Below are 13,854 nucleotides of genomic sequence, written 5' to 3'. Positions count from 1 at the left end.
CATTGCTGAAGTGCCAAAAATTAACTTGAAATAAAGATATAGAGGAGTGATTGATTTATAGTTTTACTTTTTTATTGATAATTTTTCCATTAGAAAGAGTGATCTGCACCAGATATATTCCCGGTTCCAGGTTTCTCGACTCAAACACCGGTTTATTAACGTCCTGTTGAACGATCAGAGAGCCAGATATACTGTAAATGCTGATGTTCTTAATATCATTCCCGGATTTAGCCACAATCTGTTGTCTCTGGGTGTAAATATCAGTACTGTTTTCTGATGATAATATGCTGCCAGCCGATTTACTGAACTGAAGGTTATAGTATGGAGTAACAACTTCAAACGTATAGTTTTTGTTTTCAAGATTCTGAATATTGATTCCTCCGGCCTCCCGATATTGTTTTGAGGAAATACTTCTGATCAGGGTTTTATTTTCATCAAAAATATTCACAGCAGTAAGTTCGTCCTGATCTACTTTCAATTGCAATATTGATGCATTGGAAGATTGTATAATTTCATTTTCAGCAACTTCTTTTGGGGTATTTTTGATGTATGGAATTATTTTATCTTCATTGTTTTCCGATACTTTCAATAAATAAACTCCGTCTTTTAAATCAGATAAATTTTGACTACCGGCTGTTCTGCTCTGGGCTTTTTCTTTATTGAAATCTGTAATTTCAACCAGCTGCATACTGCCTAGGTCCGGTTTTATCTGTGAAGACAGAAGGGAAGGTTTTTCAGAAGTTTTCTCCGGTTGCTTACCGAAAATTGAACCTGCAATCGCCCATTCATTAAGAAGGCCGCCGCTTCTCAGGGTATTGAACTTTGCATTGGAAGCTAAAGTGAAAGGCAGAATTCCACCTACATGTCCTAGCGGTCCCCAGTAGAAGGAATCCAGTTTATACTTGTTCAGATCCCACCATGGATAGTAACCCCGCTGAACATCAATAGTTTTGGAGGTATTTTCAGGCGGAATGGCTAAATCGACAGTTGAATGACCCAGTGTCATAGGCGTTTTATTGTACCAGTCATACACATCCTTAGGTTTCATGCATTGTCTGAGCTTGTTATTGGGATTATTGGTGACATCGTTTACAAAGCTGGTGGTAAAGAGCTTTCTCCATATAACAGGGCCCCACAAAAGTCCGCCGTTATCCTGAACGACATGATAGTTGTATTTGTCCAGATATTCTGCAGAAATAACTTCTGAAATGTCATTATTATAGGTTTTATATCCCGTATTGTTGCAGGTATGAAGGACATTCGCCAGGAATGAGGTGAAAGGATAAATATCTTTTTCAAGGACTCCTTTATTTAAAGTTACTCCTGAAAAATCATAAGGGCCGTCGCCCATGTAAGCATATTTGAATTTGATATTATCAGGATTTGAAATGCTTAATCTTTTTAAGGTAGACATTGCAGCATGTGCGCCCTGAGAATATCCGGCCAGGAAATATTCATCATAACGTTTGATGTTCAGTTGTGCCAGTACTTTATTGGCAGCGGTAATGAAATCTATGGTAGCTCCGGCTTCTGTGGCATAATCTACATATGGGTGAGTTCCGTCCCCGGTTCCCATCCCTACGTAATCAGGGGCCATCAGAATATACCCGTTGAGTACATAGGATAATTCGACCACAAATCCTGCTGTTAAAGCCCCTTTGAAATTAGACGGAACATTGTGCCTGCTGTCTGTAGTTCCATGGTCAGATACTACTGTTGAGAGTTTGAAAGGTACGTTAGGGTACATCAATAGTCCTGTAGCTTTTACAAGAACATTGTTTTCATTTTTGGTGTAATAAGTGATTTTGTATCCTTTCAGCCCGATATTGAAACTGTTCAGGTAATTGGCAAACTCAGGAGCATTCTGATCGCCAAGATTATTGGCTATAAAATTGATGACTCCCTGTGGTGTTAAATCCAGTTTCTGTTCGGCACTTACAACATCACCCGCCTGCTGTGCAAAGTAAAATGGAGCTGTAAGACTTAGTAAAAAAGTTGTGATTTTTTTCATATTGTTTGTTTTTGCGTGGTATTAAAGTAATAAATTTAATAAAACAACAAAAACTTTATAAGATCAATAATTATTCATTGAATATAAAATCCCTGCAAAGTGAGTAAACAAAAGAGTCTGACCATTGGCCAGACTCTTTATTATTTATATTGGTATATTTTTTAGAAAGCGTTGATTCCTGTGATGTCCAATCCAGTGATCAGTAAATGAACGTCATGTGTTCCTTCATAAGTAATTACAGATTCCAGGTTTGCGGCATGTCTCATCATCGGGAATTCACCCATAATTCCCATACCTCCTAGGATTTGTCTTGATTCTCTTGCAATGTCAATTGCCATTTTCACGTTGTTACGTTTAGCCATTGAAATCTGGGCCGGAGTTGCCTTATGGTCGTTTTTAAGGTTTCCTAGCTGAAGACACAGTAACTGAGCTTTTGTAATCTCTGTTAAGAATTCAGCTAATTTTTTCTGCTGAAGCTGGTAAGAACCGATTGGTTTTCCAAACTGTTTTCTTTCTTTGGAATACTGAACGGCAGTACAGTAACAGTCAATAGCAGCACCTATTACTCCCCAGGAAATTCCATATCTTGCAGAATTCAGACAAGATAAAGGTCCTTTCAGTCCTGTTACTCCCGGAAGCAGGTTTTCTTTGGGAACTTTTACGTTGTTAAATACCAGTTCTCCGGTTTTGGATGCTCTCAAGCTCCATTTATTGTGAGTTTCAGGAGTGGTGAAACCTTCCATACCTCTTTCAACGATCAATCCCTGTACTTTGCCTTCCTCATTTTTTGCCCATACTACAGCGATGTCGCATAAAGGAGAGTTGGTGATCCACATTTTTGCCCCATTTAAAAGATAATGATCTCCCATATCTTTAAAATAAGTTTCCATAGAACCAGGATCAGAACCGTGGTTAGGCTCAGTCAATCCAAAAGATCCGATCATTTCTCCCGCAGCAAGCTTTGGAAGGTATTTCTTTTTCTGTTCTTCAGAACCAAATTCGTTAATAGGGAACATCACCAATGAACTCTGTACCGAAGCAGCAGAACGTACTGCAGAATCTCCTCTTTCCAGCTCCTGCATAATCAGACCATAAGAAATCTGGTCTAATCCTGAACCGCCATACTCAACCGGGATATAAGGTCCCAATGCTCCGATTTTCCCCAATTCTCTCATAAGATTAGGAAGATCTGTATGATTTTGAGCGGCCTGATCTATCTGCGGCATTACAAAACTTTCAACCCAGTCTCTCACAGATTGGCGGATTAGTTTATGTTCTTCAGTAAGTAAAGCATCAATTCCATAATAATCAGGGATGCTTGTAAGAGGATAATATGACATGATTTTTTGATTTGGTTAAAAGTAACATTTTTCGTGATGTTCTGAAAATTTTTTTAAAAACTTGTTTTACTATTGATTTTCAGGGGGCTACTGCTACTTTGTTGATAATTTGAGTTAAATTTATATTTTTATGATTCCTCATCATTAGAGATGGGATACTGATTGGTAGAATTATGAACTTTAGTTTTAAATTTATACAGATAAGGAGCTTTATTGGCCGAGCCGTCATAGAGTTTTTCCATTCTGTCCAGAATATTTAAACTTAAAATTTTCCGCTGAAAATTATTTCTTCTGAATTTCTGTCCTAAAATAGTTTCATAAAGAGCCTGAAGATCTTTCATGGTAAATTTTTCAGGAAGCAGGTTACTTGCTGCAACCTCTGTATTGATATTCATTCTCAGGTATTCAAGACCTGTCTCTATAATTCTGTCGTGGTCGAATGCCATTTTAGGCAGGTTGTTGACTTCAAACCATTCACAGCTTTCATTGAAAGCATCAGGGAAAGTATCAGCCAGTGAAAAATCAATGAGGCTGCAGTAACCTACTGTAACAAAACGCTGGAATATCCAGTGATCTTCAGGAACGGTTATTCCTTTATTTTTAAGAAGGATCTGATGTACATTATTCTCCGTACGGTCTATTCTTCCAAAGGTGTGAAACTGTTTCAAAAATAATCCTTTAAGATGGGTTCTTTCAAACAAAACCCTTTCAGCAGCTTCTCTCAGGTCCTCATCATTAAAAACAAAACCACCCGGAAGTGACCATAGATCCAGATCATGATATTTTAAAAGCAAAACTTTCAGAATGTTATTATGAAAGCCGAATATGGTGCAGTCAACGGAAATATGCGCTACGAAATCTTTCGTGTCAATGAGTTCCTGTAGCGTTTCTTTACTTTTTGTGTCTTTAATTTTCATGGCAGTAAAAATAAAACTATTTTCTATTTGTGACAGTAAAATATATAAAACTAATCACAAAAAGCAGAATTACAGAAGATAAGATGTATAATGAATAATAATTCAACAGCTGTTTTTCAAATAAAACAGCCATAATGATAGAGCTTACAGAGCTGCCCAGAGAAGAAAAAATAACAATAAGCGAGGTGAAAAGATTAATCTTGTCTTTATCCACCTGTGCAATCATTTTTGAGTTGATTACAGGGTAGAGGGGGGAAAGAAACAAACCAATAACCGGAAATAAAAAAAGTAAATAGCTGGAATCCTCCGAATCAAAATACTGTATCCCCAGTATAATAATCAGTAAGGTGATAATAAGAGCCATACATGTAATATAATATCTGGGCAATGAAAACCTTTTGATGATATTGGCAGTAACCGTTCGTCCGGCATAAGAAAAGACGGATAGAAAAGAAGTGGCCTGAAGCGCAAAAAAAGAATTGACCTTCAAATGGTTTTTATAAAAAGAAGGAAGCCATGAATTGAATCCCTGCTCTACAAAGACGATAAAAAAGATCACTCCTAAAAATAAAGCTACCGTAGGTGTGGTAAACCCGGAAAGTTCTGAGAGAATGCTTTTGTTTTCCATAGGCCTGGAATCTGCTACTTCTATCTTTGACAGCAGAAAAATGGTAAATGCTGATAATAAAGCAATCATCAGGAAACCAAACTTCCAGAATTCCGAGTACTGGCTGGAAATTATCCACCCAAAACCGGTATTAACCACGAAAATTCCGATCATAAAAGAGGCTTCTACATTATTCATGGTCTTTGCCAGGGATTTTTCATCCGAAATATTATTCCTGATAATTCCAAAAACACAGATTTTACCAATAGCGAAACAGGCTCCTATAATCGCAAACCACAGTTTATAAAACCAGAAAACCTTTACAAAAGGAAGAAGGCAGGAACAGAATCCAACAATGGCCAAGGCAAGGATCAATGCCTTTTTAGGTCCTGTCTTGTTGATAAAGCTCACTGCAAAAAGCGAAATAAAAGCAATAGGTAGATCTTTAAAAGATTCTAAAAGTCCCAGTTCTCCATAGGTGATTTTCTCTTCTGACAACTGCAGAATCACCAGTCCCATACAGTTTAGAACCATTGAAAAAATGAGAAAGGTAAGTTTTAACGGAAGAGAAATTTTTGAAGGCTTGACGATCATTTTGGGAGATAACTTTATTAATTTTTTATGAAATTTTATGAAATATTGATGCTAAGATAGGGCTTCTAACCCTGAAAAATAAAAGAAAAATTAAAATTTTTATGAATAGAATGTTAATTAATTGAAAAAAAATATATTTTTATTGTCTCAATTTGAGAATTAAACAATAACTGTATATGAATGTAAGAATATCAAGAAGCGTAGGAGTGGTTGCCGTCCTCTATTTTACGGCCAACTTCAGTGCCCAGACCACCAAGGCGAAGGACACAATTGCGAAAGAAAACAAAATAGACGAAGTGGTAGTCATCGGTTACGGTACTCAGAAAAAGAGTAATGTAACAGGAGCTATCGCGAGTATTAAAGCCAGTGACATTGAAAACATACCGGCAGGTAAGCCTGAACAGGTATTGCAGGGTAGAGCTGCCGGTGTTTCTGTTGTTACGAATTCGGGACAGCCTGGTGCTGCTGCTACTGTACGTGTAAGAGGGATTACCAGTTTTGGAGCTGGAAGCAACAGCCCATTGTGGGTAGTAGATGGTATTGTGGTAGACAATATCGGATGGCTTAACCAATCGGATATAGAAAGTATAGAAGTGCTAAAGGACGGAGCATCATCTGCAATCTATGGAGTCTCTGCAGCAAAAGGAGTAATCCTGGTGACAACCAAAAAAGGGAAGAGAGGAAAACTTAGTCTTTCTTATAACGGGTTTTATGGTTTCTCAAATGCATCCAAAAAACTGGATCTCTTAGATGCTACACAATATGCCAAAATTATTAATGAAGGTTTTGTTAATGACGGAAAGGCACCCAGATTTTCTAATCCTGAATCATTTGGGAAAGGTACCAACTGGCAGGATGCTATTTTCGGAACCGGTGAAAAATCGTCTCACGAAGTAAGTATTACCGGAGGGAATGAAAAATCCACCTACTATACCTCTTTCGGATATTTTGATCAGACTGGTATTGTAATGAGTGATATTTCTTATTACAAAAGAATCAATGCAAGATTTAACTCAACCCATAAAGTGACAGATTACCTGACCATAGGGCAAACTTTTGCGTATACCCATGTGAAGTCTCAGGGAGTAAGTGCAAACGAAGAATTTGGAGGACCGTTGGCTTCAGCAGTAAACCTGGATCCTATCACTCCGGTTGTCGTGACAGATTGGTCAATGGTAGATTCGGACGGTTATAAAAGTCCTTATATCATCCGTGATTCTGAAGGCCGTCCATATGGAATTTCCCCATATGTAAATAACGAGATGACCAATCCGCAGGCTTTCCGTCACATACAACAAGGCAATTATAACTGGTCTGATGATTTTGTGGGGAATGTCTTTGCAGAACTCAAGTTTCTTGATCACTTTACATTCAAAACAAGTTTAAATGGTAAAAAATCCTATTGGGGAAGCCGCTCCTTTACACCGAAATATTATTTAAGCCCAAATTTTAATAATACCGGTTTTAACAGTTTGAATAAGGTGGATGAAAATAAGTTCGAATGGAGCATGGAAAATACATTGACCTATCAGAATAAGTTTGGTGATCACAATATCAATATTATGGTTGGACAGGGTGTTTACCGATACAACATTGCCGGCGGTGCCAGTTTGACTTACAGTAACCTTCCTATTGATAACTGGCAGGATGCTTCCTTCAACTTTGATATTCCCAGGGAAAATATTACAGCAAAAGGATGGGACGGTATCGAGACCCGTAAAGCATCTTATTTTGGTAGAATCATTTATGATTATGCAGATAAATACTTATTTACAGGTACAATCCGTAGAGACGGTTCTTCAAAATTTGCTACCAACCAGCACTGGGGAACTTTCCCGTCTATGTCACTGGGATGGAACGTTCATAAAGAAAACTTCTGGCCGGAGAACAATGTCGTTAATAACTTAAAATTAAGAGGAGGTTACGGAGTGTTAGGGAATGATGAAATGGATAACTTCAGATTTGCAAGTTTCATGGTTTCCGGTAGTAATTATACCAACTCCAGTAATAATATTATCATTGGTTATGCGAAAAGTACTCTGGAAAACCCTAATCTGAAATGGGAACAGACCAGCCAGCTGAATATTGCTGCAGATCTGAAATTATTCAACAATTTTACCCTTACAGCAGACTGGTACAAAAAGAAAACAACAGATATTCTCAGACAAATCAATATCCCTGGTTATGTAGGAGTTCCGGTTTCACCTTGGGCAAATGTAGGAGATATGGAAAACTCAGGTGTTGAACTTGAATTAGGCTACAAGAAAAATTGGGAAGATTTCAGCATTTCGGTTAATGGTAACTTCGCTACGATAAAAAACAAAGTCCTTAGACTAGAAGATGATATTGAATACTTCAACCTGGCTTCTTTCCAGACCATGGGAGCGGTATCCAGAGTAGCGGTAGGGCAGCCCTACGGATCATTTTACGGACAAACATATAGTGGGGTTTTCCAGAATCAGGCACAAATTGACAATTATGTAAATGCCAATGGTGTAAAATTATTACCCGATGCAAAACCTGGGGACTTTATCTGGCAGGATAATAATGGAGATGGTAAAATTGATGACAATGATAAAGTAAACTTAGGAAGCTCTATCCCAAAATATACTTTCGGACTTACCGTGAATATGAGCTATAAGAATTTTGATCTGATGATGTTTGCGCAAGGACAGGCTGGTAACAAGATTTTCCAGGGGTTAAGAAGATTGGATTTGCCTGATGCCAACTACCAGACAAGAATCTTAGACAGATGGACAGGTGAGGGATCTACCAATGATAATCCAAGACTTACCCGCACTGATTCTAACCACAACTATTCATGGATGTCTAACTATTACCTTCAGAAAGGAGATTATGTGCGTCTGAAAATTGTTCAGCTAGGATATACTATTCCTCAGGATGTTACTCAACGTTTTGGAATGAGCAAGGTAAGACTGTACATCACAGGAGAGAACCTGGTTACTTTTACAAAATATACAGGATATGACCCTGAAATTGCGGGAAGAAATAATTCTGAGCAGGATATTATCGGTGTAGACAGAGCTTACTATCCACAAGCCAGAACATTCCTTATAGGAGCTAATATTCAATTTTAATGACCAACAAAATGAAAAATAAGAATTTAATATATAAAGGACTTGCCGTAGCGTTTCTGACAGGTCTGAGTTTTACCAATATCGGTTGTAGTGATTCCTATCTGGATGATGTAAAGAATTCAGGATCTTTTAATACAGATTTATATTTTCAGAATGAGCAGCAGTCTTTCAGTGCATTGATCTCCGTATATGATCCTTTAAGAAAGTATTCGGCTGGATTTGAAAATACCGTAACATTCTTTAATGCAGGATCTGATGATTTTTATTCCGGTGGGGGAAATTCCAATGACGGAGCGGGTATCCAGGGAATGAATAACTATATGATCAACGCCAATACAATGCCAGCCAGCTATTGGAGAGATTACTATCAGGGAGTTGCCCGTGCTAATCTTTTAATAGAAAGAGTTCCGGGGGCAAATATGAATGAGGATCTTAAAAAAAGATATATTGCAGAAGCTAAAGTCCTTCGTTCTTTATATTATTTTGAATTACTAAGAATGTTTGGAAATATTCCTTTGATTCTTAATACCATAAAGTTTGATGATGATTACTGGAACGTTCCACAGGCCAAGCCGGAAGATGTGTATGCACAGATAGAAAGCGATATCGTTGCTGCTATTCCCGACCTTATGATGACGCCAAGTATCAGTGATAAGGGGCGAATCACGCAGGGAACGGCCAGAGCTATATTAGGTAAAATTTATCTTTATGATAAGAAAATGCCTCAGGCAGCCGCACAGTTTGCTGAAGTAAATGGTACGCCAGGAGGAACCAGTCAGTATGGCTACAAACTTGTGGCAGATTATGCAGATTTATTTAAAGTTGCCTTGGAAACTGATCAGGATCCCAATAAATACAAATTCTTATCAGAATCTATCCTTGAAGTAATGCATACCAATAAAGGAAGCTCTGACTGGGGATTCTGGGGACAGGGAAAAGACGAAGGAAACTCTATCAATGTGATGGTAGGACCTCGTTCTTATTTCTTAAAAGATATCCCGAATAACAATGCTCCGGATATCTATTCCGGTTGGGCATTTAATACCGTAACAGAGAACTTTGTCACTTTTATGCAGGGAGATCCAAGACTGGACGTTACCGTTTTCAATGCAAAAAAACTGGTGACAGAGGGTAAGGTTACTTATACGCCTGCTTTTGCAGATACCGGATACTTCCTCAACAAGTATTTACCTACAAACGCTTTAAAAACATCACTTCCAGGGCCTCCTGAGCTTAATTTCAGGCAAAATTATATTGCCATCAGATTGGCGGATACTTATTTAATGGAGGCTGAAGCATTAGGTGCAACCGGAGCAAGAGCACAGGCATTATTAGATGCAGTAAGAGCAAGAGTTGGGTTACCATCAGTTCCTGTTTCTTTACAGGCTATTAAAGATGAAAGAAGAAGAGAGCTTGCCGGAGAAGGACACAGATGGTTTGACCTTGTAAGATGGGGAGATGCTCCATCAGTACTTGCATTCAAAGGATTTAAAGCCAATAAAAATGAAATTCTTCCAATTCCTTTCAATGAATTGCCGAATACAGCTTTAAAACAAAATCCTGGTTACTAAAATATGAAGTTTCACAACTTATATAGTTTCTTTAGAGGTGCCGCACTGCTTAGTGGTGTGGCCCTTTTTTCTTTATCTTGTACCTCAGTGGCTTCCAATAAAGAAAATGAAGTGCAGTACTGGCTTACAAAAGGGGATGAAAGTGTAAAATTACAACAGCAGGTTTCCGTTAAATTTGTAAACAGCTCCAACAGCTTTCAGAATATTGAAATTGATGATACTCAAAAGTTTCAATATATTGATGGCTTTGGCTATACATTAACAGGAGGAAGTGTTGAGGTAATCAACCGGTTGTCGCCTTCCAAAAGAAAAGCACTGCTTAACGAACTTTTTGGAAATGATAAAAATTCAATATCCATCAGCTATTTAAGACTGAGTATTGGCGCTTCCGATCTTGATGGAGAAGTATTCTCGTACGATGATCTGCCTGAAGGACAGACTGATCCTTCTCTTTCAAAATTCAATCTGGCAAAAGACAAGGCTTTGATTGGGATGTTGAAGGAAATTTTAGCAATTAATCCTTCCATTAAAATCATTGCTGCCCCGTGGTCTCCTCCGGTTTGGATGAAAGACAACGGTAAATCAAAAGGAGGGAGTTTAAAGCCTGAATTCTATGGAACGTATGCTCAATATTTTGTAAAATATATCCAGGGCATGAAAAAAGAAGGGATCACCATTGATGCCGTAACTCCTCAGAATGAACCTTTACATCCCGGAAATAATCCAAGTTTGTATATGCCGTCTGAGCAGCAGGGAGATTTTATTAAGAACCATCTTGGTCCGGTTTTTAAAGCCAACGGAATCACTACTAAAATTGTTGTGTATGATCACAATTGCAACAAACCTGAATATGCTCTTGATATTTTAAAAGATTCTGAAGCTGGCAAATATATAGATGGATCTGCTTTTCATCTGTACGAAGGCGATATTTCTGCATTAAGTACGGTACATAATGCTTTTCCGGGTAAGAATTTATACTTTACTGAACAATGGACAGGTTCAAAAGGCACTTTTACCGAAGACCTGAACTGGCATACGAAAAATGTAATCATAGGCTCTATGAGAAACTGGAGCAAAACAGCTTTGGAATGGAATCTTGCCAACGATCCAAAATTTGCCCCTCATACAGATGGCGGATGTACGGAGTGTAAAGGAGCCATAACGGTTTCCGACAGTGAGAATTTCACCAGAAATGTTTCTTACTATATCATTGCACACGCTTCAAAATTTATTCCGGCAGGATCTCAGCGTATCGCTTCCACTCAGACTGATAAGCTTTCAACGGCTGCCTTTAAGACTCAATTTGGGAAAATAGTTTTAATTGTGCAGAACGATAATCAGGCAGATGAAAATTTTAATATTAAATTTGCCGGGAAAACCGCTGCTGTAACAATTTCGGGACGTTCTACAGCAACCTATATTTTTTAATTTGATACTATGAAAAGAGTTTATTTCTTACTGGCATTTTCTGCATTGGGATTGAATGCTTACGGACAGAAGACCATTGATCAGAAAGTAGCAGAGCTGCTGTCTAAAATGACCCTGGAAGAAAAGGTAGGGCAGATGGTGCAATATAGTGGTTTTGAATATGCTACAGGACCCCAGCAGTCCAACTCTGCAGCTGTTTTAGAAGAAATTAAAAAAGGAAAAGTAGGTTCCATGTTGAATGTAGCAGGTTCTGAAGAAACCAGAGCTTTTCAGAAACTGGCCATGCAGTCCAGGCTGAAAATTCCTTTATTGTTCGGGCAGGACGTTATCCATGGCTATCGTACCACATTCCCTGTCAATCTTGGACAGGCTGCAAGTTGGGATCTGGCCATGATTGAAAAATCAGAAAGAATTGCTGCTACAGAAGCTGCCGCTTACGGTATTCACTGGACGTTTGCTCCGATGGTGGATATTGCCAGAGATCCGAGATGGGGAAGAGTAATGGAAGGTTCAGGAGAAGATACTTACCTTGGAACAAAAATAGGACTGGCAAGAATTAAAGGATTTCAGGGTAGAGGTCTGGGAAGTCTTGATGCAGTGATGGCCTGTGCAAAACATTTCGCGGCATATGGAGCTGCTGTAGGCGGAAGAGATTACAATTCTGTAGATATGAGTCTCAGACAATTGAATGAAACTTATCTTCCTCCTTTCAAAGCCGCTGCGGAGGCAGGAGTAGCCACTTTTATGAACTCCTTCAATGATATTAACGGAATTCCTGCAACGGCCAACCAATATATACAGAGAAACCTCTTAAAAGGAAAATGGAATTATAAAGGTTTTGTGGTGTCAGACTGGGGAAGTATCGGGGAAATGGTTCCTCACGGTTATGCCAAAGATGGAGCTGAAGCTGCTGAAAGAGCAATACAGGGTGGAAGTGATATGGATATGGAAAGCCGTGTGTATATGGCAGAGCTTCCAAAACTGGTGAAAGAAGGAAAAGTAGATGCAAAACTGGTAGATGATGCAGCGGGTAGAATTTTAACCAAGAAATTCGAAATGGGACTTTTCGATGATCCTTACAGATTCAGCAATGAGAAAAGACAAAAAGAACAGACCGATAATCAGGGAAACAGAAAATTCGGAAGAGAATTCGGTTCTAAAAGTATTGTTCTTCTTAAAAACCAGGGAAATATTCTTCCGCTTTCGAAAAGTGTAAAAACAGTTGCGCTGATTGGTCCTTTCGGGAAAGAAACGGTAGCGAATCACGGTTTCTGGTCTGTTGCTTTCAAAGATGACAGCCAAAGAATTGTTTCTCAATTTGACGGAATTAAAAACCAGCTGGATAAAAACGCTACTTTATTATATGCAAAAGGCTGCAATGTTGACGATCAGAATAAAAGCCAGTTTGCCGAAGCAGTAGAAACGGCGAAAAAAGCAGATGTTGTCATCATGACGCTGGGTGAAGGCCATGCGATGAGTGGAGAAGCAAAAAGCAGAAGTAATATTGGTTTTACAGGTGTTCAGGAAGATTTATTGAAAGAAATTGCCAAAACAGGTAAGCCAATCATCCTGATGATCAATGCCGGAAGGCCTCTGATTTTCAACTGGGCATCAGACAATATTCCTGCCATTATGTACACATGGTGGCTGGGAACAGAAGCAGGAAACTCTATTGCAGATGTTTTGTTCGGGACAGTGAATCCCGGTGGAAAGCTTCCAATGACTTTCCCAAGAACAGAAGGTCAGATTCCTGTGTACTACAATCATTACAATACAGGAAGACCAGCAAAAAATAATACAGACAGAAACTATGTTTCCGCGTATATAGATCTTGATAATGATCCCAAATACCCATTTGGATATGGTTTAAGCTATACGGATTTCAAATATTCTGATATGGTTTTAAATTCCACAAACCTTACAGGAAATCAGACCTTGAATATCAGCGTTACGGTTTCCAACACAGGAAAATATGACGGAGAAGAAGTGGTACAGCTGTATATCAGGGATCTTTTCGGGAAAGTAGTCAGACCGGTAAAAGAATTGAAAGGCTTCCAGAAAGTATTCATCAAAAAAGGAGAAAGCAAAAAGATCGATTTTAAACTGACTCCCGAAGATCTGAAATTCTATGATGATAACTTGAATTTTGATTGGGAAGGCGGGGAATTTGACATTATGGTCGGGACGGATTCTCAACATGTTCAGACCAAAAGAATCACCTGGACAAAATAAATTGAATTCAATTCAATTCAATAGGAGTGGGCTTTAGCCCGCTTAATCAAAAGTCA

The 13,854-nt window shown here is 38.5% G+C and carries 8 protein-coding genes; 4 read left to right on the top strand and 4 right to left on the bottom strand.

The annotated features are described in order from the left end of the window. Positions 1-55 precede the first annotated feature (55 nt). The 4 genes from JNG87_RS06725 to JNG87_RS06710 all read right to left on the bottom strand — a co-directional run bounded on the left by JNG87_RS06725 (position 56) and on the right by JNG87_RS06710 (position 5,469). Positions 56-2,011, bottom strand: coding sequence for a T9SS type A sorting domain-containing protein (locus tag JNG87_RS06725; protein ID WP_202842692.1), 1,956 nt, complete (start codon positions 2,009-2,011; stop codon positions 56-58). 161 nt (positions 2,012-2,172) lie between these two features. Continuing rightward, positions 2,173-3,351 carry an acyl-CoA dehydrogenase family protein gene (locus tag JNG87_RS06720; protein ID WP_110008646.1) on the bottom strand — a complete coding sequence of 393 codons (1,179 nt, stop codon included), beginning with the start codon at positions 3,349-3,351 and terminating at the stop codon, positions 2,173-2,175. 128 nt (positions 3,352-3,479) lie between these two features. Beyond that, positions 3,480-4,268, bottom strand: coding sequence for an NUDIX hydrolase (locus tag JNG87_RS06715; RefSeq protein ID WP_110008647.1), 789 nt, complete (start codon positions 4,266-4,268; stop codon positions 3,480-3,482). A gap of 16 nt (positions 4,269-4,284) precedes the next feature. Continuing rightward, on the bottom strand, positions 4,285-5,469 hold the full coding sequence (locus JNG87_RS06710) for an MFS transporter (protein ID WP_202842690.1): 1,185 nt from the start codon (positions 5,467-5,469) through the stop codon (positions 4,285-4,287). A gap of 176 nt (positions 5,470-5,645) precedes the next feature. Here JNG87_RS06710 and JNG87_RS06705 point away from each other — a divergent pair, with 176 nt between their 5' ends. Genes JNG87_RS06705 through JNG87_RS06690 form a run of 4 tightly spaced genes read left to right on the top strand, consistent with a single transcriptional unit; the run spans position 5,646 to position 13,798 of the window. Then, on the top strand, positions 5,646-8,567 hold the full coding sequence (locus JNG87_RS06705; RefSeq protein WP_202842688.1) for a SusC/RagA family TonB-linked outer membrane protein: 2,922 nt from the start codon (positions 5,646-5,648) through the stop codon (positions 8,565-8,567). An 11-nt stretch (positions 8,568-8,578) separates the two neighbouring features. After that, positions 8,579-10,138, top strand: a complete 1,560-nt coding sequence (locus tag JNG87_RS06700; protein ID WP_202842687.1) for a RagB/SusD family nutrient uptake outer membrane protein — start codon at positions 8,579-8,581, stop codon at positions 10,136-10,138. Between the two features lie 3 nt (positions 10,139-10,141). Then, on the top strand, positions 10,142-11,566 hold the full coding sequence (locus tag JNG87_RS06695; RefSeq protein ID WP_202842686.1) for a glycoside hydrolase family 30 protein: 1,425 nt from the start codon (positions 10,142-10,144) through the stop codon (positions 11,564-11,566). Between the two features lie 9 nt (positions 11,567-11,575). Beyond that, on the top strand, positions 11,576-13,798 hold the full coding sequence (locus JNG87_RS06690; RefSeq protein ID WP_202842684.1) for a glycoside hydrolase family 3 N-terminal domain-containing protein: 2,223 nt from the start codon (positions 11,576-11,578) through the stop codon (positions 13,796-13,798). Positions 13,799-13,854 lie beyond the last annotated feature (56 nt).

This window comes from Chryseobacterium cucumeris, assembly GCF_016775705.1.
GTDB lineage: Bacteria > Bacteroidota > Bacteroidia > Flavobacteriales > Weeksellaceae > Chryseobacterium > Chryseobacterium cupriresistens.
This window is presented reverse-complemented; position numbering and strand designations above follow the sequence as displayed.

Excerpts from the sequence above, each read along its gene's own strand:
- JNG87_RS06725 (WP_202842692.1), bottom strand. The coding sequence starts at position 2,011 with ATGAAAAAAATCACAACTTTTTTACTAAGTCTTACAGCTCCATTTTAC.
- JNG87_RS06720 (WP_110008646.1), bottom strand. The coding sequence starts at position 3,351 with ATGTCATATTATCCTCTTACAAGCATCCCTGATTATTATGGAATTGAT.
- JNG87_RS06715 (WP_110008647.1), bottom strand. The coding sequence starts at position 4,268 with ATGAAAATTAAAGACACAAAAAGTAAAGAAACGCTACAGGAACTCATT.
- JNG87_RS06710 (WP_202842690.1), bottom strand. The coding sequence starts at position 5,469 with ATGATCGTCAAGCCTTCAAAAATTTCTCTTCCGTTAAAACTTACCTTT.
- JNG87_RS06705 (WP_202842688.1), top strand. The coding sequence starts at position 5,646 with ATGAATGTAAGAATATCAAGAAGCGTAGGAGTGGTTGCCGTCCTCTAT.
- JNG87_RS06700 (WP_202842687.1), top strand. The coding sequence starts at position 8,579 with ATGAAAAATAAGAATTTAATATATAAAGGACTTGCCGTAGCGTTTCTG.
- JNG87_RS06695 (WP_202842686.1), top strand. The coding sequence starts at position 10,142 with ATGAAGTTTCACAACTTATATAGTTTCTTTAGAGGTGCCGCACTGCTT.
- JNG87_RS06690 (WP_202842684.1), top strand. The coding sequence starts at position 11,576 with ATGAAAAGAGTTTATTTCTTACTGGCATTTTCTGCATTGGGATTGAAT.